This is a genomic window from Streptomyces johnsoniae, assembly GCF_031845565.1.
GTDB lineage: Bacteria > Actinomycetota > Actinomycetes > Streptomycetales > Streptomycetaceae > Streptomyces > Streptomyces johnsoniae.
In genome coordinates, this window is record NZ_JAVREV010000003.1 from 136,157 (window position 1) to 148,742 (window position 12,586).

At 74.2% G+C, this 12,586-nt stretch carries 13 protein-coding genes; 9 read left to right on the forward strand and 4 right to left on the reverse strand.

Annotated elements, in window-relative coordinates:
• Positions 1 to 44 precede the first annotated feature (44 nt).
• The 4 genes from RM779_RS06535 (at position 45) to RM779_RS06550 (ending at position 3,944) form a co-directional block, all read left to right on the forward strand.
• Positions 45 to 1,268, forward strand: coding sequence for an amino acid deaminase/aldolase (locus RM779_RS06535; RefSeq protein WP_311616694.1), 1,224 nt, complete (start codon positions 45 to 47; stop codon positions 1,266 to 1,268).
• Between the two features lie 144 nt (positions 1,269 to 1,412).
• A complete protein-coding gene (locus tag RM779_RS06540; RefSeq protein ID WP_311616695.1) occupies positions 1,413 to 1,961 on the forward strand; it encodes a snapalysin family zinc-dependent metalloprotease in 549 nt (182 codons plus the stop codon).
• Between the two features lie 217 nt (positions 1,962 to 2,178).
• Positions 2,179 to 2,853 (forward strand): ThuA domain-containing protein, encoded by a 675-nt coding sequence (locus RM779_RS06545; RefSeq protein WP_311616696.1) that lies wholly within the window; start codon positions 2,179 to 2,181, stop codon positions 2,851 to 2,853.
• Positions 2,850 to 3,944, forward strand: a complete 1,095-nt coding sequence (locus tag RM779_RS06550) for a Gfo/Idh/MocA family protein (protein WP_311616697.1) — start codon at positions 2,850 to 2,852, stop codon at positions 3,942 to 3,944. The genes RM779_RS06545 and RM779_RS06550 overlap by 4 nt, the downstream gene beginning before the upstream one ends.
• 63 nt (positions 3,945 to 4,007) lie before the next feature.
• On the opposite strand, the gene RM779_RS06555 is transcribed toward RM779_RS06550, so the two are convergent.
• Together RM779_RS06555 and RM779_RS06560 are read right to left on the reverse strand one after the other, a co-directional pair.
• Entirely contained in the window at positions 4,008 to 4,508 is a 501-nt protein-coding gene (locus tag RM779_RS06555) for a methylated-DNA--[protein]-cysteine S-methyltransferase (protein WP_311616698.1), read from the reverse strand.
• A gap of 145 nt (positions 4,509 to 4,653) precedes the next feature.
• On the reverse strand, positions 4,654 to 5,373 hold the full coding sequence (locus tag RM779_RS06560; protein ID WP_311616699.1) for a class I SAM-dependent methyltransferase: 720 nt from the start codon (positions 5,371 to 5,373) through the stop codon (positions 4,654 to 4,656).
• A gap of 307 nt (positions 5,374 to 5,680) precedes the next feature.
• Here RM779_RS06560 and RM779_RS06565 point away from each other — a divergent pair, with 307 nt between their 5' ends.
• A complete protein-coding gene (locus RM779_RS06565) occupies positions 5,681 to 6,775 on the forward strand; it encodes an alpha/beta hydrolase (protein WP_311616700.1) in 1,095 nt (364 codons plus the stop codon).
• Positions 6,760 to 7,338, forward strand: coding sequence for an Rv1733c family protein (locus RM779_RS06570; RefSeq protein WP_311616701.1), 579 nt, complete (start codon positions 6,760 to 6,762; stop codon positions 7,336 to 7,338). The genes RM779_RS06565 and RM779_RS06570 overlap by 16 nt, the downstream gene beginning before the upstream one ends.
• Positions 7,339 to 7,400: 62 nt before the next feature.
• On the opposite strand, the gene RM779_RS06575 is transcribed toward RM779_RS06570, so the two are convergent.
• The gene (locus tag RM779_RS06575; RefSeq protein ID WP_311616702.1) at positions 7,401 to 8,513 is read right to left on the reverse strand and encodes a sensor histidine kinase; all 1,113 of its coding nucleotides are present in this window, start codon (positions 8,511 to 8,513) and stop codon (positions 7,401 to 7,403) included.
• Between the two features lie 229 nt (positions 8,514 to 8,742).
• On the opposite strand from RM779_RS06575, the gene pdxA reads away from it, so the two are divergent.
• The 3 genes from pdxA to RM779_RS06590 all read left to right on the forward strand — a co-directional run bounded on the left by pdxA (position 8,743) and on the right by RM779_RS06590 (position 11,532).
• Complete coding sequence (gene pdxA, locus RM779_RS06580; RefSeq protein ID WP_311616703.1) at positions 8,743 to 9,783, forward strand: 4-hydroxythreonine-4-phosphate dehydrogenase PdxA; 1,041 nt, start codon at positions 8,743 to 8,745, stop codon at positions 9,781 to 9,783.
• A 97-nt stretch (positions 9,784 to 9,880) separates the two neighbouring features.
• Complete coding sequence (locus RM779_RS06585) at positions 9,881 to 10,756, forward strand: helix-turn-helix domain-containing protein (RefSeq protein WP_311616704.1); 876 nt, start codon at positions 9,881 to 9,883, stop codon at positions 10,754 to 10,756.
• Complete coding sequence (locus RM779_RS06590; RefSeq protein WP_311616705.1) at positions 10,753 to 11,532, forward strand: SAM-dependent methyltransferase; 780 nt, start codon at positions 10,753 to 10,755, stop codon at positions 11,530 to 11,532. Before RM779_RS06585 ends, RM779_RS06590 begins: the two co-directional genes overlap by 4 nt.
• Before the next feature lie 34 nt (positions 11,533 to 11,566).
• On the opposite strand, the gene RM779_RS06595 is transcribed toward RM779_RS06590, so the two are convergent.
• A complete protein-coding gene (locus RM779_RS06595) occupies positions 11,567 to 12,541 on the reverse strand; it encodes a helix-turn-helix transcriptional regulator (protein ID WP_311616706.1) in 975 nt (324 codons plus the stop codon).
• Positions 12,542 to 12,586 lie beyond the last annotated feature (45 nt).

Consider the following 12,586-nt stretch of genomic DNA (forward strand, 5'->3'; position numbering starts at 1 on the left):
AGTGTCTTACCGCCACGGGCACTCGTCAATTACCGTGCTGTCGTATGAACGCGCCGACCGCGTCCGGCCTCACGGCCCTGCCCGGGCTCGCGCGGGCGACGGCCGCGCTCGAGCCGCCGTTCGCGGTGGTCGACCTCGCCGCCTTCCGGGCGAACGCCGACGCACTGACCCGGCGGGCGCTGGGCAAGCCGGTCCGGGTGGCGAGCAAGTCACTGCGCTGCGCGGGCCTGTTGAACGAGGCGGGGCGGCAGCCAGGCTTCCGCGGCGTGCTCGCCTACACGCTGGCCGAGGCCCTGTGGCTGGCGGAGAAGGACGAGGCGGGTGGCGGCGACATCGTGGTGGCCTACCCGACGGCGGACAGGAGCGCGCTGCGGCGCCTGGCGGACGAGGAGCACCTCGCGCGGCGCGTGACGCTCATGGTCGACTCCGAGGAGCACCTGGAGTTCCTGCGGTCGGCCGCCGCGCCCGTTCCTGAGCGCCCGCTGCGGCTGTGCCTGGAACTCGACGTCTCGCTGCGACTGTTCGGCGGCCGGGTGCACATCGGCGCCCGCCGTTCCCCGGTGCGCGGCCCGGCCGACGCGCTCGCGCTGGCCCGGGCCGTCGCCGGGCGGCCGGGGTTCCGGCTGGTCGGGATGATGGCGTACGAATCGCAGATCGCGGGCATCGGCGACGCCCCGCCCGGCGCGCCGCTGCGCGGCCTCGCGGTCCGGGCGATGCAGCGCGGGTCCGCGGCCGAGCTGGCCGGGCGCCGCGCCGCGGCGGTGGCGGCCGTGCGGTCCGTCGCGGACCTGGAGTTCGTCAACGGCGGCGGCACCGGCAGCGTCGAGCGAACGGCCGCCGAGCCCGCCGTCACCGAGATCGCGGCGGGCTCTGGCCTGTACGGGCCCGTGCTGTTCGACGCCTACCGCGGCTTCCGGCCGCGGCCCGCGGCGTACTTCGTGCTGCCCGTGGTGCGGCGCCCGGGGCGCGCGGTGGCGACCGTGCTCGGCGGCGGGTGGGTGGCCTCCGGCGTGCCCGGCTGGGACCGGCTGCCGCGGCCCGCCTTCCCCGCCGGTCTCTCGTACCGCAGGCTGGAGGGCGCGGGCGAGGTGCAGACGCCGCTCACGGGCCGGGCCGCGGACGGGCTCGGCATCGGGGACCGGGTGTGGTTCCGTCACGCGAAGGCCGGGGAGCTGGCCGAGCACGTGAACGTGTTCCACCTGGTGGCGGGCGACCGCCTGGTGGGGGAGATGCCCACCTACCGCGGCGAGGGTTTCGCGTTCCTGTGAGGGCGCGTTCCGGGGCCGCCGGGCGGGCCGATTGGCGGGGGCGGCGGATGGGCAGATGACAGCTGTTCCCGTTCGTTTCCGTTCGGCTCCCTTCCCCGTATCTGTCATGGACATGATCTACCGTCCCCCCACAGGAGGTTGACCGTGACACTCAGAACCGCCGCCCGCGCCCTGGTCGCCGCGCTGGTGACCGCCCTGGCCCTGACCTGGACGGCCGGCCAGGCATCGGCCGCGCCGTCCGCCGCCGCGGTGGTCGTGACGTACGACACCTCGCGCGCCGCCGAGTTCGTCGACGCCGTCCACAGCGGCGCCGCGGTGTGGAACGAGAGCGTGGCGAACGTCCGGCTCGAACCGGCGGCCCCGGGCGAGGACGCCAACGTCGAGATCATCGCCGATGACGGCTGGCCGCGCGCCCTGACCACGAGCCTGGGCAACGGCACCGTGTGGATGGGGCGGCAGGCGGTCGACCAAGGCTACGACACCACGCGCATCGCCGCCCACGAGCTGGGCCACATCCTGGGCCTGCCCGACATGAAGCCGGGCCCGTGCAGCAGCCTGATGTCCGGCTCCACCGGCGGCGTCTCGTGCACCAACCCCTACCCCGACGCCGCCGAGCGCGCGGAGGTCGAGGACAACTTCGCCGCCGCCCTCGCGGGCGCCGCGGCCCACGGGCCGCGCTTCCACCGGAACTGACCCCGGAACCGACTGGCCCCGGCGCCGATCCCGCCGCCCCAGCCGACCGGTCGGCTGGGGCGGCGGCGCGTGGCGGGCGTGGTGGGTGTGGCGGGCGTGGCGGACCGGAGGGGCTTCGCACCATTGACCTGCTTCTCCCGGTCTGCCTAGCATGCCGCCCGAACAAATGCCCGGCTTTGCATGGGTATTCACGCCGCTAGCCGAAAGGCGCCGCATCTTGAACTCCCCACCGGTCCGTCACGCCCTGATCGTCCGTGGCGGATGGGAAGGCCACGCCCCCGTTCAAGCCACCGACCTCTTCCTGCCGTTCCTGCGCGAGCAGGGCTTCGACCTGACCGTTTCCGACACCCTCGACGCCTACCTCGACCCCGAAGCCCTCGCCGCCACCGACCTCGTCGTCCAGTGCTGGACCATGGGCGAGATCACCCGCGAGCAGTCGGCAGGGCTGGCCGCGGCCGTCGCGGCGGGGACCGGCCTCGCGGGCTGGCACGGCGGCATATGCGACGCGTTCCGCTCCGACACCGGCTACCAGTGGCTGACCGGCGGGCAGTTCGTCATGCACCCGCCGGAGTTCGTCGACCACACCGTGGACATCGTGCCCGAACGGGCCGGCCACGCGATCGTCAAGGGCCTGCCGGACGCCATCCCCGTGCACACCGAGCAGTACCTCGTCCACACCGATCCCGCCGTCGACGTGCTGGCCACCACCACCTTCGCCGACGCCGACGGCATCCCCGCCCCGGCCCGCGGCGCCACCTCGGCCGCCGTCTGGACCCGCACCTGGGGGCTCGGGCGGGTCTTCGTCAGCACCATCGGCCACAAACCCGACGACCTGGAGGACCCCACCGTGCGCGAACTCACCGAACGCGGTCTGCTGTGGGCGGCCCGGTGAGCCCCCTGCGGGTCGGGATCGTCGGCACCGGCGTCATCAGCCGCGCGTACCTCGGCCACCTCGACAACCACGGCCGCGACGGCGGCCTCGCGCTGACCGCCGTCGCCGACCTCGACCCGGAACGCGCCGCCAAGGCCGCGGCCGGCCGCCCCGGAGTCCACGTCCGCACCCCGGAGGAGCTGTACGCGGCGGACGACGTCGACGTCGTGCTCAACCTCACCATCCCCGCCGCGCACACCGAGGTCGCGCACGCCGCGATCGCCGCGGGCAAGCACGTCTACAACGAGAAGCCGCTCGCACTCGACCGCGCCGCGGGCGCCGAGGTGCTCGCGGCCGCCCGCACCGCGGGCGTGCGCGTCGGCTGCGCCCCCGACACGGTGCTGGGGAGCGGCGTGCAGACCGCCCGCGCGGCCGTGGCCGCCGGCCACATCGGGCGGCCCGTGGCCGCCACCGCGTTCTTCACCACGCCAGGACACGAGGTCTGGCACTCCGACCCCGAGTTCTACTACCGGCCGGGCGGCGGGCCGCTGTTCGACATGGGTCCTTACTACCTCACCGCCCTGGTGCACCTGCTCGGTCCGGTCACCGCCGTGACCGGGGCGGCGTCGCGGCCCACCGACCGGCGGACCATCGGCTCGGGGCCGCGGGCGGGCCACACCTTCTCCGTCGAGGTCGACACGCACGTCACCGGCGTGCTCACGCACGCCTCGGGGGCGCTGACGACGCTGCTGATGAGCTTCGACACGCACGCCGCCCACCTGCCGAGGATCGAGGTGCACGGCACCGGCGGCAGCCTGTCGGTACCCGACCCGAACGGCTTCGACGGACCGGTCGCGCTGCACGCCGCCGGCACGGGGGAGTGGCGCCAACTGCCGCCGACCCACGGCTACCGCGTCGCCGGCCGCGGGACCGGCCTCGCCGACCTGGCCGCGGCCCTGGCCGCGGGCACCGCGCACCGGGCCTCGGGCGACCTGGCGCTCCATGTGCTGGACACCATGCAGGCGCTGCTCGAATCCGCCGCGACGGGGCGGCGGGTGGAGATCCGCACGGAGTGCGCCGTTCCCGACCTCGTTCCCGGCCTCGTCGGCTGAACGGCACGCCCCGCCGCACGCGCACGCGCCGGTCCCCGTGCGCGTGCGGCGCCGCGGGCCGGGTCAGAACAGCCGCTCCTCCCGCACCAGGGCCGGCTCCTCCAGGTCCAGCAGGAAACGCTTGCGCTCCAGGCCGCCCGCGTACCCGGTCAGCGCCCCGCCGGCGCCCACCACCCGGTGGCAGGGCACGACGATCGACACCGGGTTGCGCCCGTTGGCCGCGCCGACCGCCTGCGCGAGCCCCGGATCGCCCAACTCCCCGGCCAGCGCGCCGTAGGTGCGCGTCTCCCCGAACGGGATGTCCACCAGCAGCCGCCACACCCGCTGCTGGAAGGCGTTGCCCCGCGGGGCGAGGGAGAGGTCGAAGCGGGTCCGCCCGCCCGCGAAGTACTCGGCGAGCTGCCGCCGCACCTCCTCGAAACCCGCGTCGGTCCGTTCCCCGAACGCGGACACCTCGGGCATGCGCAGGTGCCCCTCGAAGTACAGCCCGGTCAGCGCGCCGTCCACGGCGACCGCCGTCAGCTCGCCGAGCGGCGAATCGATCACCGTATGTGTCGTACTCATGGCGCCTTCCTCCCGGTCGTCCCCGCGTGCCGCTCCCCGGCCCTGCGCGCAGGTCGCAACAGCCTTCAGGGAGAACGCCGGGAGGGCCAGGAATTATCCACCAAGGCCGACTGTCCGACGGACCCGGCCCCTGCCGGTCGGGTACTCAGACGGCGGGCTTGTGCCAGCGAGCCGTCTGCATACCGGGCCACACATCGTCGAGGATCTCCACGCCGGGCAGCGCCGCGGAGTATTCCCGCACGAACTCCGTATGGCTCAGCTTGGTGCTCTGCTCGCTGATCCGGCCCCAGTTCTCGTGCATGAACAGTTTCAGTGCCTTCACCGAGTTCTCCACGCGCCCGGTCACGTCGTAGGCCACGCGCGCGAACTTGAACGCGAGGTCCGCCTGCATGTCCGGACGGTCGGGCTCGATCATGTTCTCCGGGTCGGAGATGACCAGCGTGCCGCCCGGGGCGACGAGCGCGGCGAGATGGGGAAGGATCTGCCGCGGCTCGCCCATCAGGAACACGCAACTGAATGCGAACACCAAGTCGAAGGTGCCGTCCTTTTCCGGCGTCATATCGAGGGCGTCGCGCACCTGGTAGGTCACATTCGGCCGGGCCCGGTCGCGCTGCGCGATATCGATCATCGTCGGGGCCGGATCGGTGCCGAGCACCTCGTCGAACAGCTCGGCCAGCGTGGTGGTGTGGCGCCCCGCACCGCAGCCGATGTCGAGCGCCCGCTTGCCGCGCGGCAGATGGGCGGACATCCAGGTACTGAACGGGGCCCGGGACGCCTCCAGCGCGGCGCTGCACTCGTCGTACAATTCTGCGACTCCGTCGTACAAATCCGCGAGCGTGAGCGCATTCGGCTCCGTTGAAGACATGATGACCCGCTCCGATTCCTGCGTCCGAGGTGGAACTTCAGATTAACGTCGCCTCGGAAACGATGGCACAGCGCCTGTGGAGCACGGCGGAAAACCTACGCGTGCACGGGGGATGCGGAACGTCGTCCCCCCGGCTCCGCGCGCCCCCGCGCGGTATCGGATGTGCCGGGCGGAGCCCGGGCGTTCCCCTGTGCGGGGGATTTCCGCGAAGACCATCTTGATGGCCGGGAGTGCGGGGCACAAAATGCGGAACCCGTAAGGCATCGGCGTTCCCTTCCGGGGAATGCCATGCGACCGCGAGGGACGAATGAATCCGAGGCATGCACGCTTCAGCCGCCCGTGGTGGGCGCTGCTCTGCGCCGTGTTGCTGGCCCTGCCCGCGGTCGGCGGCAGCTCCGCCGCCGCGGCCCGCCCCGACGGCGCGACCGTCGTGGCGCGCGAACGCAGTGGCCAGCGGACGCTGGACCTGACCATCGACTCGCCGGCGCTGGCCGACGAGGTGAAGACCCGGGTCCTGCTGCCGCCGGGATACGCGGATCAGCCGGACCGGGTGTGGCCGGTGATCTATCTGCTGCACGGCTGCTGCAGCCGGCCGGGCTTCGACGACTGGACGTCCTCCGCCGACGTGGCCGGCCTCACCGCGGGCACCGAGGCGCTCGTGGTGATGCCGGAGGGCGGCTCCGTGGGCTACTACACGAACTGGTGGAACGCCGGGCGGGGCGGGCCGCCGGCCTGGGAGACGTTCCACCTGGTCGAGTTGCCGCGCCTGCTGGCCGGGGAGGTGCGCGCGGGGAGCGCGCGGGCCGTGGCGGGCGCCTCGATGGGCGGGACGGGCGCGCTGGAGTACGCCGGGCGGCACCCAGGGTTCTTCCGCGCCGCGGCCTCCTACAGCGGGCGGCTGAACACCAGGGCCGACGCGGCCGCGGTGATGCGCCGCCTGGAGGATTTCGGCCACGACCCGCGGGCCATGTGGGGCGACCCCGAGGCGCAGGCCCGGATCTGGTCGGCCCACAACCCCGTCGAGGTGCTGGACCGCCTGCCGCGCGGCTTTCCCGTGTACGTCTCCAGCGGGGACGGCAGCCCCGGCCCGCTCGACCCGCCGGACGCGGGGGACGACGGGCTGGAGCGGCAGTTCGGCGACATGGCGCGGGAGTACGTGGCGCGGGCGCGCGGGCACGGTCTCGCGGTGACCGCCTCCCTGTACGGCCCGGGCCGCCACCACTACGGCTACTGGGAACGCGAGTTCGCCCGTTCCCTGCCCCTGCTCGCCGAGGCCGTCGGCGCCGGTTCGGCCGGAAACACCCGTGGGCCGGCCGACCATGCCGTCCCCGCCTGGGTACCCGGGTCGTGGCACCTTCCCCCCGGGCGCGCTGAAGGGACGAGGCGATGGCAGGAACGGTGAGGCGGTGGCGCCGGCGGCGCAACCCGCTGCGGCGCACAACGGACGTGGCGGAGGCGTGGGTCGGGTTCGCGGCGGTGGCGGTGATGGCCGTGGGCGCGCCCGCGGCGGGCGTCGCCACGGCGGTCGCGGTGGGCGACGCGCTGCTGGAACAGGGGCGCGAGGCGCGCCAGCAGCGTGCGGTCGTACTCGAACGCGCCCCCGGGGCGGCCGTGACGGGTGCGGCGGTCGCGGCGGGCCGGATGCGCGCCGTGGTCCGCTGGACCGAACCCGACGGCACCGTGCGCGTGGACCAGGCGCGGGTGGCCGACGGCACGGAGAAGGGCACGTGGGTGACGGTGTGGGTGGACGGCCGCGGCAGGCCGACCGGTTCACCGGCCGCGCCGGCCGAGGCGTGGTTCGGCGCGACGACGGCGGGCTCGGCCGCGGCGGTCTGTGTGGGTCTCGCCGCGGCCGGTGCCCGTATCGCGGTGCGCGCCCACCTCGACGCGCGCCGGTACGCGCGCTGGGACCGGGAGTGGGCCGAGATCGCCCCCCCACTGGAGTCGGCCGGTGACCTGACCTGACCTGAATCTGACCTGACCTGACCGGGGCCGCGCCGCCCGAGCCCGGATCAGCCGAGCCCGGATCAGCCGGGCCAGGGCAGCCAGGCGGTCAGCAGGAAACGGTCGCCCGCCTGCCGGTGTTCCAGGCGCCCGCCCGCGAGCGATGCCCGTTCCGCGAGCCCGATCAGCCCCTGGCCCGCGCCCGGGATCGGCCCCCGCTGGCTGCCGCCCGGGGCCGGATTGCACACCTCCACGGTCAGTCCCGCGCCGGGGCCGCCGCTCACCGTCACCGTCACCGGGGCGTCCGCGGCGTGCTTGCGGGCGTTCGTCAGCCCCTCCTGCACGATGCGGTACGCGGTCCGCCCGGCCACGGGCGGCGCCTCCTCCGGCGCACCGACCCGCTGGTCGAGGGCGACGTTCATGCCCGCCGCGCGCGACTCCGCCGCCAGCCGCTCCAGATCCGTGAGGACCGGCTGCGGGCGTTCCCCGTTCTCCGGCCGGCGCAGCACCCCGATGACCTCCCGCAGATCCTGGAGCGCCTGATGGGCGCTCTCCCGGATTACCCCGGCGGCCCGCTGCACCTCGGCGGGCGGCGCCCCCGGATGGAACTCCAGCGCCCCCGCGTGCACGCTCAGCAGCGACAGGCGGTGTGCCAGCACGTCGTGCATCTCCCTGGCCATGTCCTCCCTGGCCTGCCGCCGCGCGTCGACCGCGGCCCGCTCCGCCCGCTCCCGCAGCGAGGCGATGAGCTGACGGCGTGAGCGGATGTACAGACCCCAGCCGATCGACCCCAGGATCAGGAAGAAGAAGACGACGCCCCGGGCGAAGCGGTCCGGCTCCGGCTCCAGCACCTGGCGCACCACGACCAGCGGGGCCGGTGCCAGCGCGACGGCGGCCACCCACGCCGTGACCCGGGGCGGGCGGTGTGCGGCCACCGTGAACAGCGCGACCAGCGTCGGCCCCGTCAGCAGGTGCGCCCAGATGCCGGCGAGCACGAGCACCACCGCGAGGGCGACCGGCCACCTGCGCCGCACGAACACCGCGGCACAGGCCAGCGCCCACAGCGTGTCCTCGACCGCGCGTGCCGTAGCGGACAGGTCGGCGGGCAGCACCGAGTCGGCGATGAGCATCGAGAAGACGACCGCGAACAGACAGAACGCGGCGTCGACCAGCCAGTTTGTCAGCTTGCGGCGCATGACTCCCGAATCTACGGCCGACCGGGGCCGCGCGGAGCCGCCCGGCGCGCATCCGAGACCATCGGACGACACCCGTCCGCCCGCGGAAGACTTTGGTCGTGCCGCTCGCGTACCGCGCCGCCGGACCGCGCGGTCCGGCGGCGTCCGGGGCCCGGCTGCTTGTTCGGCGCGGTTCCGCCGGGGCATCATGACCGCCGGTTTCCGTTCACCAACCCCCGCGGAGGAACGTATGACCCGTCCCGTTCTGGCCCTCACCCTCGGCGACCCCGCCGGCATCGGCCCGGAGATCACCGCGGGCACCCTCGCCGCCGTCGCGGGCGAGGAAGGGCACCACGGGGTCGCCGTCGGCGACGCCGAGGCACTGCGCCGCGGCGCCAGGGCCGCGGGCGTGGCCGCCGAGGTGCGCGAGATCACCGACTTCGGCACCGCACCGGCGGGACCCGGCGTCATCGACGTGCTCGACACGGGCGTGCTCGGCGACGACCTGCCGCCGTTCGGCACCGTCGACGCCCGGGCCGGCCGCGCCGCCGTCGCCGCGATCGAGACCGCCACCCGCGCCGCGCTCGACGGCGCCGTCGCCGGTGTCGTGACCGGGCCCATCAACAAGGAGGCCATCTGGGAGGCCGGTTCGAAGCACCTCGGCCACACCGAGATGCTGGGCGAGCTGACCGGCGTCACCCGCCAGGACACCATGTTCGTCGTGCGCAACACCGCCGCCGAGGGGCACCACCTGCGCATCTTCTTCACCACCAGGCACCTCTCCCTGCGCAGCGCCCTCGACCGGATCACGCGGGACAACGTGCTGCGCGCCATCCGCGAGGCCGCCACCGCGCTGCGCGTCTTCGGCGTCCCCGAGCCGCGGCTCGCCGTCGCGGCCCTCAATCCGCACGGCGGTGAGAACGGCGCGTTCGGCGACGAGGAGATCGTGCACATCGGCCCGGCCTGCGAGGCGGCCAGGGCGGAGGGCCTCGACGTCACCGGCCCCGTCCCCGCCGACTCCGTCTTCCACCAGGGTCTCACCGGCCGGTACGACGGCGTGCTGTCCCACTTCCACGACCAGGGCCACATCCCGGCCAAGACCTACGACTTCGACGGCACCATCTCCGTCACCGTCGGCCTGCCGATCCTGCGGACCTCCGTCGACCACGGCACGGCGTTCGACATCGCCGGCACCGGCACGGCGGACCACGGCACCATGCTCTCCGCCTACCGCGCCGCCGTCGACTACAGCCCCGCCGTCCCCCTGATCCGCCGCACCTACGGCTCCTGAGCCCACCGGGTCACTCTGTCCGCGGCACTTTGCAACACGCACAAAGTGATTTAATGGCCGGGAAGTTCGACCCGCTCGCCAACCCGGCAGGAGGGGCATGTCACGAGCCCGCTCTGGCGCCACGTCCGCCCTGCGTCTGCTCGCGGCGGACCTGCGTGCCCGCCGGGCCGCGGCAGGCGTGACCATCGCCACCGCGGCCGAGAAGCTGGACGTCCATCCCACGACGATCCGCAGACTCGAAGCGGCGAAGCACACGTTCAAACCGGCCACCGTCGCCCACCTCCTGCGGATCTACGGGGTCCCCGAGGAGGAGGTCGACCAGGTCCTGGCCCGGCTCTCCGCGGCGAACACCCCGGGCTGGTGGCACGACTACCGCGATCTGCTGACCGAGGAGCAGGCCGACCGGCTCGACTTCGAATCCTCGGCCTCGCTGATCCGCGCGTACGCGCCCGGCCTGGTACCCGACCTGCTCCAGACCGCGGACTACGCCCGCGCCCTGCTGCGGACGCAGCACCCGCGGGAGGAACAGCGGTGCCTCGACCGCCGTGTGCGGCTGGCCGAGGCGCGCAAGCGCGCCGCGTTCGACCGCGAACGGCCGCTGCGCTACTGGTGCCTGATCGAGCACGCGGCGCTGCACCGCGTGGTGGGGGACCGGGAGGTGATGCGCGGGCAGCTCGACCATCTGAACGCGATCGCGGGCGACCTGTCCTCGCTGATCAAGATCCAGATCATGCCGCTCACCACGCCGCCCCATCCGATGCTCGCCAGCGGGGCGGTGGAGATCGTGCGCTTCGACCACCGGTACCTCGCCGACCGGCTCGTGGTGCGCGGCCTGCACCAGGCCGCCGCCACCATCACCGACGACATCGACGCCGTGCGGGCCTTCAACCGGGCCATGGACACGGCCTGCCTGGCGGCGCCGCGCCCCACGGCGCCCATACCCACCCCACTCACCCCCGGAGGCGAGCGATGACCCGGCAGAACCCCCCGCCCCAGATAGACACCAGCGTCCCGCACTCGGCCCGCATCTGGAACTGGATACTCGGCGGCAAGGATCACTTCGAGGCGGACCAGCGCCTGGGCGAACACCTGGAGCAGCACTATCCCGAGGCGCTGAACGTGGCGCGCGCCTCCCGTGACTTCCTCGGTCAGGTCGTCACCCACCTCGTCGTCGAGGAGGGCGTGCGGCAGTTCCTCGACATCGGCACCGGCCTGCCCACCGCAGACAACACCCACGAGGTTGCCCAGCGGGCCGCGCCCGAGAGCCGGATCGTGTACGTGGACAACGACCCGCTGATCCTGGTCCACGCCCGCGCCCTGCTCACCACGCACCCGGACGGCGCGACCGACTACGTCGAGGCCGACGTGCGCGACCCGGACACCGTGCTGGCGGAGGCCGCGAAAACGCTGGACTTCGACAAGCCCGTGGCCCTGATGCTGATGTCGATGCTCGGCCACATCCTGCCGGACGAGGCCGCGCTGCTGGTCCAGGAGTACACCCGGCGCCTGCCCTCCGGCAGCTTCCTCGCCACCTGCGACTCCATCGCGGCCCCCGAGATGATCAAGCTCAACGAGGACTACGCCGCCACCGGCGCGGTGCCCTACCACTGCCGCACCGAGGAGCAGCTGGCCGCCACCGCCGATGGGCTCGAAATCCTGCCGCCCGGAGTCGTTCCGCTGAACGAGTGGCGCACGGAGACGCCGGGCGAGTTCACCTACCAGTGGGGTCTCCTGGCGCGCAAGCCGTGACCCGGCCGCAGGACGGGGCCCCGGGCCGTGACCGTCACGGCCCGGCGGCCCGCAGGGCGCGGGTCCCCAGCGTGCGCAGGTACGCGCGCAGTTCGGCCGGCTCGTGCACCTCGACCTGGCAGCCGAGCATGAGCAGCCTGGCGGCCAGCCACTCCACCGTGTCCGCGTGGCCCTCCAGCAGACAGTGCGCAGGACCGGCCGGGGTGATGTCCGAGGCCGCGGCGCCGAGCAGGCGCGCGGCCTCGTCCGCCGGCAGCCCCAGGGTGGCCCGCACCCGGTACGTCGGCGCCAGCGCGTACAGCCTGCCGCGAACGTAGGCGGCGGCGTCGGCGCCTGGCGGGTCCCTGGGCGGCACGCGCACGCCGGTGGCGAACGGCCGGCGGATGCGGTCGACGCGGAAGATGCGCCAGTCCTCCCGGTCGTTGTCCCAGGCCAGCAGGTACCAGCGCCGCCCCGCCGCGACCAGTCGGCAGGGCTCGGCGAGCCGCCCGCGCTCTGCCGTCCCGTCCGCGGCCCGGTACCAGAACCGCACCCGTTCGCGGCCCGCGACGGCCCCCGCGATCACGGTCAGCACCTCGGGGTCGAAGCGCACCCCGCCGCTGCTCCCCGGCGGCTCCGCCAGGGGAACGGTCGCCGTGCCGAGCGCCGCGACCCGCCGCCGCAGCCGCGCGGGCAGCACCTGCTCCAGCTTGGCGAGCGCCCGCACCGAGGCGTCCTCGATGCCCGCCACCGGACTCCCGGCCGCCGTCCGCAGGCCCACGGCGATGGCGACCGCCTCCTCGTCGTCCAGCAGCAGCGGCGGCATGGCCGCGCCCGCGGCCATCCGGTAGCCGCCGGCCGCGCCCTTCGTGGCCTCCACCGGGTAGCCCAGCTCGCGCAGGCGGTCGACGTCCCTGCGCACCGTCCGCGGGCTGACGCCGAGGCGGCCGGCCAGTTCGCTGCCGGGCCAGGCCCGCGGCGACTGGAGGAGCGAGAGCAGCGCGAGCAGCCGCGCCGGGGTGTCCTTCACGGCATCCATCATGCCGCGCGATGTAGGACAGAGCGCGGCCTATAT